The following is a 14,445-nucleotide window of genomic DNA, read 5'->3' on the forward strand; positions in this document are numbered from 1 at the left end:
CCGTGGCCACAAAGCACAAGGGCTCCACCTGGGAGCCCTTGTTCACATCGAGATCAGCGGATCTCAGCTGCGCTTGCGGCGCATGGCCGCAGCGGCTGCGGCCGCGCCAATGCCGACCAGCAGCAGGGCCGAGGGCTCGGGCACGTTATTGGCCAGCGGCGTGACATTGATGCCGCCGCTGTAGCTGGCCGAGATCGGGCTGGTGCCGAACAGGCCGTTGTTCCCGCCCGCCCAACCTTCGATGATCATCAGGAAACTGCCCTGGGCGGTGAACGACACCGGCGACATGCCAAAGGTGTCGGTCGTGCCGGTGTCCTCATCGAACTCGGTCACGAATGCGAGGCTCGAGCCATCGACGTCCAGAAAGCTGGCGCTCTTGAAGACGATCTTCTGGATGTCGTTGTCGTAGGACGTGTTCAGAAAGGCGTTCACCTTGGCCAGGCCCGCATGGGTGAACAGGAACTCGTCCTTGAAATAGCCTTGGCTCGTGTGGGTCACTTGGTTGGAACCGGCCACGGTGCTCAGGCCGGCGGACTTGCTGCCGGTGATGCTGTTGGTGGTGATGTCCAGCAGGACCGGTGCGGCATGGGCGGCGGAGGTCAGCAGGGCTGTCAGCGACAGCAGGGCAAGGCGCTTGATCATGTGATGTGCTCCCGAGTTTGGATCTTGGCTTGGTGCTTAGATGGTCTTGCGGCGGCGGGCCACAAAGCCCACTGCGCCCAGGCCGGCCAGCATCAGTGCATAGGTCTCGGGTTCGGGAACCGGGGTGAGATTGAAGTTGGCGCTGTAGGTCGCGGCCACCGAGGTACCGGCGGCCAGGGTCGGCGCCACAACACCCTTGACGACCAGGGTCAGCTCCGAGCCGAACAGGGTCTTGCCCAGGGTGGCGCGCTCGCTGCCGTCGGCATTGCCGTCGAACACAAAGGTCTTCAGCTTGAAGGCCTTGCCGTTCAGCGTGACGCTGATCAGGTCGATGTCGTCGCTGGCGATGGCGCCAAGGGTAGACAGGGTGCCGTTCAGGAAGGCCGCGCTGCTGACCATGTCGAAGGTGTAGGTGTCTTCGAAGGCGCCGGCAAACTTGAAGCTCTTGGAGATGCCCGCCGACAGATTGCCCGAGGGGCTGTTGACCAGGGCCACGCTGGAGGTGGTGCTCTGGGCCATGGCGCCAGCGGCGGCCAGGGTCAGCAGGGCGGTAGCAACGACGTTTTTGATTTTCATGTCTGTCCCTTGGAGTCAATGTCCGGACAAACATCTGGAGGTGTTTGCCATGGACCTCACTCTAGGGGGGTGGGCAGCACATGGGCACCCCCCATCCAAGGGCCGATTCGCCTATCAGCCAACAACTTTTGCCAACTCGATCACGTTTCGCGCCTTCACCCCCTCAACTGCGGGGGCGTTGTAAAAGGCCAGTACCACCTCGTCGTTCAGCTCGCCCTGGGGATTGCGCGCATAGAAGCGCATCACACCCTCCTGGACAAAACCCAGGCCCTGGATGAAGGCGATCGAGCGGGTATTCAAGGCATCGCAGTGCGCGTGAATGCGCACCAGGCCCAGCCCGAAGCCCAGATCCAGGACCGCCTTCACCGCCTCGCGCATCAGCCCCTGGCCGCGCAGGCGCAGGTCACCGACATAGCCGATCTCGCAGCGCGGCGCGTCGAAATCGAAGCTGTGCAGATCGATGCGGCCCACATAGGCCCCGCCGTCGCGCATGAAGACATGGAAGATCAGGTCCTCGCCCCTGGCCACAAAGCCGGCACCACGGGCGCAGAAGTCCTCCGCCCAGGCCAGGTCGCCGGCATGCCGGCCCCAGCCGATAAAGCCCAGGCTGGACGACGAGGCGGCCAGGCTCTCGTTGAAGGCGGCGGCATGCTCGACACGCGGCGACTCCAGCACCAGGCGCGGCGTCTCCAGGCGCCGGGGCGCCCTGATCAGGTCTTCGCTATCCACGGCATGGCTCTCATTCGGGCGAAAAAAAGGCGACACCGCAGTGTCGCCTTGATTCGCGGCAACCGCATCAGCGGTCACCAGCGCATCGCGCTCAGGCCTTGCGGCGACGAGCAACGAAGCCCACTGCGGCCAGACCGGCCAGCATCAGGGCATAGGATTCGGGTTCCGGCACGGCCGTCACGGTCAGCTCGCCCGAGTACAGGGAAGGCTTGTTGGCGGTGGTGAAGCCATTCAGCGTCAGCACGAAGGGCGTGGTGCCCGTGCCTTCAACGCCAGCGAACAGCAGCTTGCCGCCAGCGTAGGCGGTGCCAACAACGTTGTTCAGCGTCAGGCTGGTCAGCGTGGTGTACTGGCCGCTCAGGGTCAGCACGAAGTCATAGGTGCCGCTGGCCAGGCCATTGAAGGTGATGACATCGTTGCCACCAGCCAGAACGGTACCGATGCTGTCGAATTCAGCGGTCAGACCGGCGAAGTTGACGGTTTGGTCATCGGCCAGGGCGCTGCTCGATGCAAAGGCGGCGCTCAGTGCCAGCAGGCTGGCAATTTTCTTGAAATTCATATTATTCCCAAAATAGGTTTGGATCGGCAAAAGTCCCACCGAAAGTCCTCCCGATGGCAACAATCCGAGGGTAAGGGTTAAACCTTGGTCCGCCTACCCCCCGGGTAAGGGGTAGGTGTCACACAAACGGTGTAAGCCCGGACTGAGACGGACTCAGTTCAGCTTGCCGTGGCAGTGCTTGTACTTCTTGCCGCTGCCGCAGGGGCAGGGATCGTTGCGGCCGGCCATCGGCACATTGTGTGCCGGTTCGGACTCCTGCGAGACACTGCCGTCCTCGTTCGGATGGGTGTAGGTGACGTTGCTGATGCTCTCGGCGCGCGCCTCGATGGCTTCGGCGGCCTTGGCCACCTCTTCCTGCGACTGGATGCGCACCGTCATCAGCATGCGGGTGACCTCCATCTTCACCACATCAAGCAATTGCGAGAACAGCTCGAAGGCCTCGCGCTTGTACTCCTGCTTGGGGTTCTTCTGGGCGTAGCCGCGCAGATGGATGCCCTGGCGCAGATAGTCCAGCGCGGCCAGGTGGTCGCGCCAGTGCTGGTCCATGGACTGCAGCAGCACCATGCGCATGAAGGGGGTGAACTGCTCGACGCCCACGACTTCGAGCTTGCCGTTGAACAGCTCATCACCGGCCTTGACGACCTTCTCGACGATCTCGTCGTCGGTGATGGTATTGCTCTTCTCGACCTCGGCCTGCAGGTTGATATCGACATGCCACTCGTCGCGCAGCACGCGCTCCAGGGCCGGCAGGTCCCACTGCTCTTCCAGGCTGTCCTTGGGCACGAAGGTGCGCACCACATCGGTCAGCGAGCTTTCGCGCAGATTGGCAATCTGGGCCACCAGCGACTGGGCTTCCAGGATGTCGTTGCGTTGCTGGTAGATCACCTTGCGCTGGTCGTTCGACACATCGTCGTATTCGAGCAGCTGCTTGCGGATGTCGAAGTTGCGCGCCTCGACCTTGCGCTGCGCGCCCTCGATGCTGCGGCTGACGATGCCGGCCTCGATGGCCTCGCCCTCGGGCATCTTCAGGCGTTCCATCACCGCCTTGACGCGGTCGCCGGCGAAGATGCGCATCAGCGAGTCGTCCAGCGACAGGTAGAAGCGCGAGGAGCCCGGGTCACCCTGGCGGCCGGAGCGACCGCGCAGCTGGTTGTCGATGCGGCGCGACTCATGGCGCTCGGTGGCAATGATGCGCAGGCCGCCCTGGGCCTTGACGCTGTCATGCAGGCCCTGCCACTCGTCTTTCAGCTTCTGGATGCGCGCGGCCTTGTCGGCCTCGGGGATGCTGGCATCGGCCTCCAGGAACTGGATCTGCTTTTCGACGTTGCCGCCCAGCACGATGTCGGTGCCTCGGCCCGCCATATTGGTGGCGATGGTGATCACGCCCGGCCGGCCGGCCTGGGCCACGATCTCGGCCTCCTTGGCATGCTGCTTGGCGTTGAGCACCGCATGGGGCAACTTGGCCTTGTTCAGCAGGCCCGAGATCAGCTCCGAGTTCTCGATCGAGGTCGTGCCCACCAGCACCGGCTGGCCGCGCTCGTGGCAGTCGCGGATGTCCTTGATGACGGCGTCGAACTTTTCCTTGTCGGTCTTGTAGACCAGGTCCAGCTCGTCCTTGCGGATGGTCGGCTTGTTCGGCGGGATGACCACGGTCTCCAGACCATAGATCTCCTGGAACTCATAGGCCTCGGTGTCGGCCGTGCCGGTCATGCCCGACAGCTTGCCGTACATGCGGAAGTAGTTCTGGAAGGTGATCGAGGCCAGCGTCTGGTTCTCGCTCTGGATCGCCACGCCTTCCTTGGCCTCCACGGCCTGGTGCAGGCCGTCGCTCCAGCGGCGGCCTGTCATCAGGCGGCCGGTGAACTCGTCGACGATGATGACCTCGCCGTTCTGCACCACGTAGTGCTGGTCACGGTGGTAGATGTGATTGGCGCGCAGCGCTGCATACACATGGTGCATCAGCGAGATATTGGAGGGGTCGTAGAGGCTGGCGCCCTCGGGCAGCAGGCCCGCCTCGGTGAGGATGCGCTCGGCGTTCTCGTGACCGGCCTCGGTCAGGTAGATCTGGTGCGACTTCTCGTCCACCGTGAAGTCGCCCGGCTCGATCACGCCCTCGCCGGTGCGCAGATCCAGCTCGCCGATCTGCTTCTTCAGCTGCGGCACCACCGCATTGATGCGCACATAGGTCTCGGTATGGTCTTCGGCCTGGCCGCTGATGATCAGCGGCGTGCGGGCCTCGTCGATCAGGATCGAATCCACCTCGTCGACGATCGCGTAGGCAAGGCCGCGGGCCACGCGGTCGGCCACGTCCTGGACCATGTTGTCGCGCAGATAGTCGAAGCCGAACTCGTTGTTGGTGCCGTAGGTCACGTCGGCGCGGTAGGCGGCCTGCTTGTCCTCGCGCGACATCTGCGGCATGTTCACGCCCACCGTCAGACCGAGGAAGGTGTAGAGGCGCCCCATCCACTCGGCATCTCGCTTGGCCAGGTAATCGTTGACCGTGACCAGGTGAACGCCCTTGCCGGTCAGCGCATTCAGATAGACCGGCAGCGTGGCCATCAGCGTCTTGCCCTCGCCGGTGCGCATTTCGGCCACCTTGCCGGAATTCAGCACCATGCCACCGATCAGCTGCACGTCGAAGTGGCGCATCTTCAGCGCCCGCTTGCTGCCTTCGCGGCAGACGGCAAAGGCCTCGGGCAGCAGGTCGTCGACGGTCGCGCCGTCGGCAATGCGCTGGCGGAACTCGGCCGTCTTGGCCCTGAGCGCGTCATCATTGAGCTGCTCGAATTGAGGCTCCAGCGCATTGATCTGCTGGACCACACGACGGTACTGCTTGAGCAGACGGTCATTGCGGCTACCGAAAATCTGGGTCAGAAGCTTGGGCAACATGCAGTATCGGACGTGAGCGGGAGTAGAAGGCCGGCGCCTTGATGGGCATCGTCGCGCCCGGATAGGGCACTGGGCATCGGCCAGACATGGGGTCGGCCTGCTTCGATTGCAAGCCTTGCTTGTATTGCACGCAGCAGGTTTTCACCTGCAAAACCCGCGGAGTTTAACAGGCCCTTGCGCCACCGGGCCCCGGCCCTAAACTAGGCTCATGCCCACGCCCCGCTACGTCCCCGACGCCTTGACGATTGGCCAGGCCCTGTCTCGGCACAGCGCCCTCGGTCAGCTGCAGCTGCGCCTGCGCCAGTCGAATGCCTGCTTCGACGCGATTCGCGAGGCGTTGCCGGGCGCGCTGGTCAAGGCCGTGCAGGCAGGGCCGGTTGATGACGCCGGCTGGACCCTGCTGGCCGCCAATGCCGCCGTGGCCGCCAAGCTGAGGCAGCTGCAGCCGCGGCTGGAGGATGCGCTGCGCGAGCGCGGGCTTGCGGTGGCGACGATACGCATCAAGGTGCTGCAGCAGGTGTGAGCAGTCTCAGCAGCGTGCCGCGCCCCACCTGCTCCCGCGCCGCCGGGCTCAGCTGGCTCAGAAAGGCCTGCACGCTGGCATGCTTCATCGCCTCGCTGGCGCGCGAGCGGTGGCTGGCATCGGTGCCAACCAAAAAGCGCCCGGGCTGAGCCTCGATCAGCGCCAGCCAGGCCGGCCAGACCGCCGCGCCATCGCGCAGGATGGTGTAGTCCGGCGAGCGCGGGTGCAAAGGCCAGGTCCGGGCGCTGAGCTCGTAGAACAGGTTCGGGTGCTGGGCCAGCATCCGCTGCGCGATGAACAGCGGCGTATAGCCGCCATGGGCCCAGATCACCGGCACGTCGGAAAAGCGCTTGAGCAGGGCCGAGAACTCCTTCATGCGCGTCCACTCGATATGCACCAGCACCGGCAGCCGGTGCTTGCGCGCCAACTCCAGGATGCCGACCAGCAAAGACGCCGAGGGGTCGTAATCAGCCTCGGGCAGGCCGGGCGATGGAAAGTGCACGGCCGAGATCTCGCCTATGCCCTTGAAGTGCCCCGTGGCAAGCATCTCATCCAGGTCGCGTAGCAAGGCGACATCGCTCGCGTCCCAGGCGCGGCGGTAGGCCGAGCGCTCGGGCGAGATCGAGGCAAAGGCAATGAACTTGTCCGGGTGGCGCTGCACGCTGGCCGCAATCGATGCGTTGTCGCTGTTGCGCCCCCAGAACACGACCGCGCGCTCGACGCCGTACTCGCGCATCAGCTCCAGCTGCATAGCCTCGTCGTTGAGGTGCACATGGGCGTCGATGAAGGGCAGCGGCGGCGCCGCTTCCGCCACCGGGGCCGCCATCGCGCACCCGGCCAGCGCAAGCACCAGCATGGGCGCCATGAAAAAAGCCCAGCAAGGCAGCGGGAGCTGACTGACTGGGCTTTTCATTTTTGGTGCCGGCTATCGGATTCGAACTGATGACCTACCGCTTACAAGGCGGTTGCTCTACCAACTGAGCTAAGCCGGCGAAGCGCGCATTCTACTGTGCCGAACAGCTGCCGCGGCGCAAGACGGGAGATTATTTGACGCGCTTCAGCGCCGGCCGGCCAGGGCCCGCAGGTGCCGGACCGTCGCCATCGGGGCCGGGATCGGCCGGCGGCGGCACTGCGTGTTCCGCCTCGCCTTTTGCCGAGTCGGCACCGGCCAGACGCAGACCTCGCAAGGGCGTTGGCGGCCGGCTGCCCGAGCCTTCGGCCGGAGCCTCCGAGTCGGGCACCGACGCCAGAGACGGGCCAGTCGCCGGCTCGCCGGCATCGGCCTGCGGCGCCGGGAAGGCCATGCCCTGCCCGTTCTCGCGGGCGTAGATGGCCAGGACAAACTCCACCGGCACGCTGATCTCGCGCGAGACGCCACCGAAGCGGGCCTTGAACTCGACGAATTCATTGCCCAGCTTGAGGCCGCTGGTGGCCTCGAAGCCGACGTTCAGCACGATCTCGTTGTTGTTGACGTACTCCATGGGCACTTGCACATTGCGACCCACCTGCACCGCGAGGTACGGCGTGAAGCCATTGTCGGTGCACCAGTCGTGCAGGGCCCTGATCAGGTACGGCCTGGTGGACGTGCCCTGCTGGCCCTTGGTGTTGTCGTTACTGCTGTCCATGGAGCTGCCGTCTTCCAACTTACTTGCGCATGACCTTTTCGGACGGCGTCAGCGCTTCGATATAGGCCGGACGCGAGAAGATGCGTTCGGCGTATTTCAGCAGCGGTGCGGCGTTCTTCGACATGTCGATGCCGTAGTAGTCCAGGCGCCACAGCAGCGGAGCGATGGCCACATCCAGCATCGAGAAGTCGTCACCGAGCATGTACTTGTTCTTCAGGAAGATAGGCGCGAGCTGGGTCAGTCGGTCGCGAATCTGCGCGCGGGCCTTTTCCAGTTGCTTCTCGTTGCCCTTGATGCCGCGGGACTCGAGCACGTTCACATGAGCGAACAGCTCCTTCTCGAAGTTCAGCAGGAACAGGCGCACACGGGCGCGGGCCACCGGGTCGCCGGGCATCAGCTGCGGATGCGGGAAGCGCTCGTCGATGTACTCGTTGATGATGTGCGACTCGTACAGGATGAGGTCGCGCTCCACCAGGATGGGCACCTCGTTGTACGGGTTCATCAGCGCGATGTCTTCGGGCTTGGCGAACAGATCCACATCACGGATCTCGAAGTCCATGCCTTTTTCAAACAGGACAAAACGGCAACGGTGCGAGTAAGGGCAGGTCGTTCCGGAGTAAAGCACCATCATGGCGGTGAGCTCCTCTAGCGTAAGTTAGGGCCTAAGCCTGAAAACACAAACGCAGTGGTCGCGCCCTGGGGGCTCTCCACTGCGTTCTTGGTCCTGCGCCCGGCTCTTGCGAACCAGGCCCGGACCTGCGGGGTCTTATTTGATGTCTTTCCAGAACGCGGCGTTCAAGCGCCAGGCGATCACGGTCAACATGGACAGGAACAACAACACCCAAACCCCAAGACGGAAACGCTGTTCCTGGGCGGGCTCGCCCATCCACTGCAGATAGGCCACCAGATCGGCCACCGCATTGTCGTACTGCAGGGTCGACATCGTGCCCGGGGTCAGCTGCTCATAGCCCTTGAACACATGGACGGTCTTGCCCGGCGCATGGGCATCGGCCTCTTCGACGAACTTGGCGCTGCGCTGGCCCTGCAATTCCCACAGCACATGGGGCATGCCCACTGACGGGAAGGCCATATTGTTCCAGCCGGTGGCCTTGGTTTCGTCGCGGTAGTAGCTGCGCAGATAGGTGTACAGATAGTCCGCGCCCGAGCCCTTGGCGCCATCGGCACGCGAGCGGGCAATCACGGTCAGGTCGGGCGGCAGGCCGCCGAACCATTCCTTGGCCTGATTCGGGTCCAGCGAGACCTTCATCGTGTCGCCGACCTTTTCGGTGGCGAACATCAGATTGGCCTTGATCTGCGCCTCGGTCAGACCGATGTCGCGCAGGCGGTTGTAGCGCATGAAGGCCGCGGCATGGCAGTTCAGGCAGTAGTTGACGAACAACTTGGCGCCGTTTTGCAGCGACGCCGTGTCGGCCAGCTTTTCCTTGGGGAACTTGTCCCACTCGATGCCGCCTCCGGCTGCCTGGGCACCCGAGACCAGACCCACTCCCAGCAGGAAGGAGGTCAGCAGCGTAGCGATGAGTTTTTTCATTCTTTCGACTCCGACGGGCATTCTCAGTGAGCGTGGAAGGTCACACGCTCGGGCACGGGCTTGGGCTTGCCGATCTGGCTCCAGAACGGCATCAGCAGGAAGAAGCCGAAATAGAACAGGGTGCCCACTTGCGCGATGAAGGTGCCGATATCCGACGGCGGCTTGATGCCCAGGTAGCCGAGCACGAAGAAGAACAGCACGAACACGACGTACATCCACTTGTGCCAGTCCGGACGGTAGCGTATCGACTTGACCGGGCTGCGATCCAGCCAGGGCAGGAAGAACAGGATGATGACGGCCGCGCCCATCACCACCACGCCCCAGAACTTGGCGTCGAAGGTCTTCAGCAGCGCGATCAGCACCACCGCGGCGACCAGGATGCCGACCTTGGCGGCACCGGGGAAGCGGCCCTTCAGGAAGGCCAGCACCGCAGCCAGGCCGGTGATCAGGCACAGCACCGTCACCAGGTCATCGGTGGTCGCACGCAGCATCGAGTAGAAGGGCGTGAAATACCAGACCGGGGCGATGTGCAGCGGCGTCTTCAGCGGGTCGGCCGGGATGAAGTTGTTGTACTCGAGGAAGTAGCCCCCCAGCTCCGGCGCGAAGAAGATGATGGCCGTGAACACCATCAGGAACAACGACACCGCGAAGATGTCATGCACCGTGTAGTAGGGGTGGAAGGGGATGCCGTCCAGCGGGTGGCCCTGGGCGTCCTTCGGGGCATTCGGGCCCTTGATCTCGACACCGTCCGGGTTGTTGGAACCCACTTCGTGCAGCGCGATGATGTGCGCGACGACCAGGCCCAGCAGCACCAGCGGCACGGCGATGACGTGGAAGCTGAAGAAGCGGTTCAAGGTGGCGTCACTGACGACATAGTCGCCGCGGATCAGCAGGGCCAGGTCCGGGCCGACGAAGGGCACGGCGGCAAACAGGTTGACGATCACCTGGGCGCCCCAGTAGGACATCTGGCCCCAGGGGAGCAGATAGCCCATGAAGGCCTCGGCCATCAGGCAAAGGAAGATGCCGCAACCGAAGATCCAGACCAGCTCGCGCGGCTTGCGGTAGGAGCCATAGAGCAGGCCACGGAACATGTGCAGGTACACGACCACGAAGAAGGCCGAGGCGCCCGTCGAGTGCATGTAGCGTATCAGCCAGCCCCAGGGCACATCACGCATGATGTACTCGACCGAAGCGAACGCCAGGGCGGCGTCCGGCTTGTAGTGCATCACCAGGAAGATGCCGGTGACGATCTGTATCACCAGCACCAGCAGGGCCAGCGAGCCGAAGATGTACCAGAAGTTGAAGTTCTTCGGAGCGTAGTACTCCGACATATGCTCTTTGTAGAGCTTGCTTGCCGGGAAGCGATTGTCAACCCAGGTCAGCAGCTGTTCGCCCAGGGGCGCGCCAGCGGGCGCTTCTTTGAATTCAGCCATGGTGCCTTTTTATCCTCACGCCTTCTTGTCTTCACCAATCAAGACCTTGGTGTCCGACAGATACATGTGGGGCGGCACCTCGAGATTGTCGGGGGCCGGCTTGTTCTTGAACACCCGACCGGCCAGATCGAAGGTCGATCCGTGGCAGGGGCACAGGAAACCACCACTCCAGTTGTCCGGCAGCGAAGGCTGCGGGCCGGTCTGGAACTTGTCGCTGGGCGAGCAGCCCAGGTGCGAGCAGATGCCCACCGCGATGAAGTACTCCGGCTTGATGGAGCGCGCCTCATTCTTGGCGTAGTCCGGCGTCGGGTACTGGGTGCGATCGGACTTCGGATCTGCCAGTTCGCCGTCCATCTTGGCCAGGGCGGCCACCTGCTCGGGCGTGCGGCGCACGATCCAGACAGGTTTGCCGCGCCATTCGACCGTGAGTTTTTCACCCGGTTTGATGGCGGAAATATCCACCTCGACAGCGGCACCGGCAGCGCGGGCGCGCTCCGAGGGCTGGAAGGTGCTAACGAAAGGCACGGCGGTGGCTACGCCGCCAACGGCACCGGCGCAGCCTGTGGCGATGAGCCATGTGCGTTTGCCGTTGTCCACTTGCTGGTCACTCATGGGGGTCCTCGAACGAGACTTCTGATCAGGGGCAACCCGCGATTCTAGCGGACGCCGCGGCCCCTCCGGACGGAAAGTGCGCCTGCAAGCCACAGCGAGTGCCTGTTTCTATTGACTTGACCCCGCCAGAAGCAATACTTGAGCGCGGTTCGCGCCTTCTGCGCGCGCCGCGTCCGCCATTCAAGCCAATCGAGAAAGAGGAGCCCGCTCATGGGAATCGCATCGGAGTTCAGAGAATTCGCCATCAAGGGCAATGTGGTCGATCTAGCCGTGGGCGTGATCATTGGCGCCGCCTTCGGCAAGATCGTCGATTCGATCGTCAAGGACCTGATCATGCCGCTGGTGGGCAAGGTCATAGGCGGGTTGGATTTCTCCAACTACTTCGTCATGCTGTCAGCTGCCCCGGCGGACTTCAAGGGACCCATGACCTACGAGGCCCTGACCAAGGCGGGCGTGCCGCTGTTCGCCTATGGCAACTTCATCACCGTGGCGATCAATTTCGTGATCCTGGCCTTCATCATCTTCATCATGGTCAAGCAGATCAACCGGCTGAAGCGCGAGCAACCGGCGCCCGAGCCGGCGCCCGCTCCGCCAACGCCGGAAGACATCGTGCTGCTGCGCGAGATCCGCGACTCGCTGAAACTGCGCTAAAGCGCGGCTGCGGCCGGCTTGCCGGCCGCAGCGGGCTTACCTTCGGTCACAAAAGACGGGCCCGCAATTCGCACAAAGCTGGCAGTGCAGTTGACTTTGCACGCCCATGGGCCTGCCTACGCCCCTTGTGATCTCGGGTTTCGCGCCATACTTGAGTCCCGAGGCCACAGCAAGGTCGGGGCGCCCACTCCCGTCAGAGGCACCCGAGCACTGTGGCCCTGCCCGACCTGACGATGAACCAGCCCGACCCCAAACTGAACCCCCATCTCGAGGCCGCCCTTCAGCGCATACGCACGGCGGCCGATCAGGCGGCCGAGCGCAGCGCCGAAGGCATGGGCGTGGCCGCGCTGTCGGCCACGCAGACCAAGCGGCGCGATGCTCTGCTGGCGGCGCAGTTCCTGTTCCGCCGCCAGGTCGCGGTATTCAGCCAGCAATTCACCCAGACCCTGCGCGAGCAGGTGCTCAAGGAAATGGCGCCGCGCGAACCGGCGCCGTTCGCCGCTGCGCCGAAGAAAGTCGAGCTATCGCTGATGGACGACGCGGCGGTCGAGGACCTGGTCACCGGTGACCGCGTCGGCCTGGCCATCGGCCATCAGAGCGAGTGGGAGCTGCGCGAGGTCGATGCCTATATCGGCGGCCTGGTTGCCACCGGCGCCACCCCGCCCGAACGCAACCCTCTGCGCCCCGAGGTCGTGGGCCGCGCCCTGCTGGCCGCAGTGCGCGCGGTGACCGAGGAGCAGGACGCCAGACAGATCCTGATCGACGAGCTGGCCCGCGCGCTGTCGCTGGAGATGCGCGGCTGCTATGCCGACATCGTCGACGTCTTCCGTACCCGGGGCGTGCGTGCCCAGGACCTGCGCGTGCGTGGCAACGAAAACCGCGGCCGCGGCGACTTCTCGCGCAGCCAGAGCGGTGACGCCGGCCCCTCGATGCATGGCGAGCTGCCGGGCAGCGGTGGCAGCCACGGCGGCGGCTATGGCGGCCAAAGCGGTGGCGGTCCTGGTGGCGCTTATGGCGGCGGGCAACGCGGCGGCGGCGGCAGCGGCTTCAACAGTGGCTACGGCGGCGGCCAGGGTGGCGGCCGCAGCATCGGCCAGGTGGATGCCGAGGTGATGTCGCTGCTGCGCCGGCTCTCCTTCATGCCAAGCGACATGATGGCCTTCGAGGCCGGCGGCGATGGCGGCATGGGCTCCGGCAACGCCTATGACATGCAGGTGCATGACAGCGAGTCCGGCGTGCGCGCGCTGATGGCGCCCAACCTGATACGCGCCCACCGCGACGAGCTGCGCCAGGCAGCGACCCAGCCGCTTGATCACATGGTGATCGACGTCGTCGGCAGCCTGTTCGACCAGATATTGTCGGACCCCAAGGTACCGCCGCAGATGGCGCGCCTGGTCGCGCGGCTGCAGCTGCCGGTGCTGCGCGTGGCCCTGGGTGACGTGACCTTCTTCTCCTCGCGCCGCCATCCGGTGCGGCGCTTCGTCAACCGCATCGCCTCGCTGGCCTGCGCTTTCGACGACTTCGAGGAAGACCCGGGCCGCCAGTTCCTGGCCCAGGTGCGCGAGCTGGTGCAGGACGTGGCCGAGGGCGACTTCGATCGCATGGACATCTATGAGTCCAAGCTCGATGCGCTGGAAGGCTTCATCGGTCAGCAGAACGAGGCGGTCGTGCGCGCGCAGGGCGATGCGCCTGCCATGCTGGCGCGCAAGGAAGTGGATCTGCGCCTGCAGCAGCGCTATCGGCAGCAGCTGCGGGCCTCCCTGGCGCCGGTTACCCTGCCCGAATTCCTGCGCGTGTTCCTGGGCGAGGTCTGGAGCCAGGCCGTGGTGCTGGCGGCGCGCCGCGGCGGCGACGCCTCGGAGCAGACCCAGCGCATGCGCGCGATGGGCCGCGACCTGGTGATGAGCGTACAGCCCAAGGGCAGCTCCAGCCAGCGCCAGGCCTTCCTGGCCCAGCTGCCCAAGCTGATGAAGACACTCAACGAGGGCCTGGACCTGATCGCCTGGCCCGAGCCCTCGCGCAAGGCCTTCTTCGGCGAGCTGCTGCCGGCCCATGCCGATTCACTGAAGGGTCAGGCCTTGACGGCGCTGGACCAGAACATGCTGATCAAGCAGCTGGACGCCATCTTCCTGGCGCCGCTGCCCCGCGAGGAGGAGCTGGACCGCAGCGGCCCGGCCTCGTTGCCGCAGGACCTGGACGTCGATCAGACCTTCTCGTCGGCCGAGGCCAGCCAGGTCGGCCTGGTCGAGGAGGCCAAAGTGGACTGGAACGGCGAGGTGGACATCGACCTGTCCGCCGACGCACCGCTGCAGGCCGCCGACATCAGCCTCGATGGGCTGCCCGCCGCCGAGCCGATGGAGGCCATGTCAGGTGCCTCGCTGATGGACAATCTGCAGCTGGGTTTTGCCTATCAGATGCACACCGACGGCAAATGGCTGAAGGTGCGGCTGGCCCATATCAGCCCGGGCCGCAGCTTCTTCCTGTTCACCCACGGCGCCAAGCATCAGCAGACACTGACGATGACCGCCCGCATGCTCAAGCGCCTGTGCGAGACCGACCGCCTGCGCGCGTTCGAGAATGCCTATCTGTTGGAGCGCGCCACGGCCCGGGCGCGCAAGCAGCTGGCGGCACTGACGGCGAACAGCCGTCATTGAGTA

The 14,445-nt window shown here is 64.6% G+C and carries 14 protein-coding genes and 1 tRNA gene; 3 read left to right on the forward strand and 12 right to left on the reverse strand.

Annotated features, from left to right (window positions below):
- Positions 1-63 precede the first annotated feature (63 nt).
- The 5 genes from DES47_RS20225 to secA form a co-directional block, all read right to left on the reverse strand.
- Complete coding sequence (locus DES47_RS20225; RefSeq protein ID WP_133702544.1) at positions 64-642, reverse strand: FxDxF family PEP-CTERM protein; 579 nt, start codon at positions 640-642, stop codon at positions 64-66.
- A gap of 36 nt (positions 643-678) precedes the next feature.
- Positions 679-1,218 carry an FxDxF family PEP-CTERM protein gene (locus DES47_RS20230; protein ID WP_133702545.1) on the reverse strand — a complete coding sequence of 180 codons (540 nt, stop codon included), beginning with the start codon at positions 1,216-1,218 and terminating at the stop codon, positions 679-681.
- Positions 1,219-1,332: 114 nt separating this feature from the next.
- Positions 1,333-1,947, reverse strand: a complete 615-nt coding sequence (locus DES47_RS20235; RefSeq protein WP_166652095.1) for a GNAT family N-acetyltransferase — start codon at positions 1,945-1,947, stop codon at positions 1,333-1,335.
- A gap of 91 nt (positions 1,948-2,038) precedes the next feature.
- On the reverse strand, positions 2,039-2,506 hold the full coding sequence (locus tag DES47_RS20240) for an FxDxF family PEP-CTERM protein (protein WP_133702547.1): 468 nt from the start codon (positions 2,504-2,506) through the stop codon (positions 2,039-2,041).
- Between the two features lie 153 nt (positions 2,507-2,659).
- Positions 2,660-5,395, reverse strand: coding sequence for a preprotein translocase subunit SecA (gene secA / locus DES47_RS20245; protein WP_133702548.1), 2,736 nt, complete (start codon positions 5,393-5,395; stop codon positions 2,660-2,662).
- Positions 5,396-5,603: 208 nt separating this feature from the next.
- On the opposite strand from secA, the gene DES47_RS20250 reads away from it, so the two are divergent.
- On the forward strand, positions 5,604-5,918 hold the full coding sequence (locus tag DES47_RS20250; protein WP_133702549.1) for a DciA family protein: 315 nt from the start codon (positions 5,604-5,606) through the stop codon (positions 5,916-5,918).
- Here DES47_RS20250 and DES47_RS20255 read toward each other — a convergent pair.
- The 7 genes from DES47_RS20255 to petA form a co-directional block, all read right to left on the reverse strand.
- Positions 5,896-6,783: an amidohydrolase family protein gene (locus DES47_RS20255; protein ID WP_208115064.1), complete on the reverse strand. Its 888-nt coding sequence runs from the start codon at positions 6,781-6,783 to the stop codon at positions 5,896-5,898. The genes DES47_RS20250 and DES47_RS20255 overlap by 23 nt on opposite strands.
- A gap of 51 nt (positions 6,784-6,834) precedes the next feature.
- A tRNA-Thr gene (locus DES47_RS20260) sits at positions 6,835-6,910 on the reverse strand.
- A 51-nt stretch (positions 6,911-6,961) separates the two neighbouring features.
- A complete protein-coding gene (locus tag DES47_RS20265) occupies positions 6,962-7,543 on the reverse strand; it encodes a ClpXP protease specificity-enhancing factor (RefSeq protein ID WP_133702551.1) in 582 nt (193 codons plus the stop codon).
- Between the two features lie 19 nt (positions 7,544-7,562).
- A complete protein-coding gene (locus DES47_RS20270; RefSeq protein WP_133702552.1) occupies positions 7,563-8,174 on the reverse strand; it encodes a glutathione S-transferase N-terminal domain-containing protein in 612 nt (203 codons plus the stop codon).
- A 135-nt stretch (positions 8,175-8,309) separates the two neighbouring features.
- Complete coding sequence (locus DES47_RS20275; RefSeq protein ID WP_133702553.1) at positions 8,310-9,092, reverse strand: cytochrome c1; 783 nt, start codon at positions 9,090-9,092, stop codon at positions 8,310-8,312.
- A gap of 23 nt (positions 9,093-9,115) precedes the next feature.
- Positions 9,116-10,525: a cytochrome b gene (locus DES47_RS20280; protein WP_133702554.1), complete on the reverse strand. Its 1,410-nt coding sequence runs from the start codon at positions 10,523-10,525 to the stop codon at positions 9,116-9,118.
- Positions 10,526-10,540: 15 nt separating this feature from the next.
- Positions 10,541-11,137, reverse strand: coding sequence for a ubiquinol-cytochrome c reductase iron-sulfur subunit (petA, locus tag DES47_RS20285; protein WP_133702555.1), 597 nt, complete (start codon positions 11,135-11,137; stop codon positions 10,541-10,543).
- Between the two features lie 210 nt (positions 11,138-11,347).
- On the opposite strand from petA, the gene mscL reads away from it, so the two are divergent.
- Together mscL and DES47_RS20295 are read left to right on the forward strand one after the other, a co-directional pair.
- Positions 11,348-11,788, forward strand: a complete 441-nt coding sequence (gene mscL / locus DES47_RS20290; RefSeq protein WP_133702556.1) for a large conductance mechanosensitive channel protein MscL — start codon at positions 11,348-11,350, stop codon at positions 11,786-11,788.
- Positions 11,789-12,021: 233 nt separating this feature from the next.
- Positions 12,022-14,442 carry a DUF1631 family protein gene (locus tag DES47_RS20295; RefSeq protein WP_133702557.1) on the forward strand — a complete coding sequence of 807 codons (2,421 nt, stop codon included), beginning with the start codon at positions 12,022-12,024 and terminating at the stop codon, positions 14,440-14,442.
- Positions 14,443-14,445 lie beyond the last annotated feature (3 nt).

Origin of the sequence: Roseateles toxinivorans, from assembly GCF_004362525.1 — a bacterium.
Lineage (GTDB): Bacteria > Pseudomonadota > Gammaproteobacteria > Burkholderiales > Burkholderiaceae_C > Paucibacter > Paucibacter toxinivorans.

What these genes read in the sequence shown, in the direction of transcription:
- DES47_RS20280 (WP_133702554.1), bottom strand. Translation starts at nt 10,525, where the DNA reads ATGGCTGAATTCAAAGAAGCGCCCGCTGGCGCGCCCCTGGGCGAACAG.
- DES47_RS20265 (WP_133702551.1), bottom strand. Translation starts at nt 7,543, where the DNA reads ATGGACAGCAGTAACGACAACACCAAGGGCCAGCAGGGCACGTCCACC.
- DES47_RS20275 (WP_133702553.1), bottom strand. Translation starts at nt 9,092, where the DNA reads ATGAAAAAACTCATCGCTACGCTGCTGACCTCCTTCCTGCTGGGAGTG.
- DES47_RS20225 (WP_133702544.1), bottom strand. Translation starts at nt 642, where the DNA reads ATGATCAAGCGCCTTGCCCTGCTGTCGCTGACAGCCCTGCTGACCTCC.
- secA (WP_133702548.1), bottom strand. Translation starts at nt 5,395, where the DNA reads ATGTTGCCCAAGCTTCTGACCCAGATTTTCGGTAGCCGCAATGACCGT.
- mscL (WP_133702556.1), top strand. Translation starts at nt 11,348, where the DNA reads ATGGGAATCGCATCGGAGTTCAGAGAATTCGCCATCAAGGGCAATGTG.
- petA (WP_133702555.1), bottom strand. Translation starts at nt 11,137, where the DNA reads ATGAGTGACCAGCAAGTGGACAACGGCAAACGCACATGGCTCATCGCC.
- DES47_RS20250 (WP_133702549.1), top strand. Translation starts at nt 5,604, where the DNA reads ATGCCCACGCCCCGCTACGTCCCCGACGCCTTGACGATTGGCCAGGCC.
- DES47_RS20295 (WP_133702557.1), top strand. Translation starts at nt 12,022, where the DNA reads ATGAACCAGCCCGACCCCAAACTGAACCCCCATCTCGAGGCCGCCCTT.
- DES47_RS20240 (WP_133702547.1), bottom strand. Translation starts at nt 2,506, where the DNA reads ATGAATTTCAAGAAAATTGCCAGCCTGCTGGCACTGAGCGCCGCCTTT.
- DES47_RS20270 (WP_133702552.1), bottom strand. Translation starts at nt 8,174, where the DNA reads ATGATGGTGCTTTACTCCGGAACGACCTGCCCTTACTCGCACCGTTGC.
- DES47_RS20255 (WP_208115064.1), bottom strand. Translation starts at nt 6,783, where the DNA reads ATGGCGCCCATGCTGGTGCTTGCGCTGGCCGGGTGCGCGATGGCGGCC.
- DES47_RS20230 (WP_133702545.1), bottom strand. Translation starts at nt 1,218, where the DNA reads ATGAAAATCAAAAACGTCGTTGCTACCGCCCTGCTGACCCTGGCCGCC.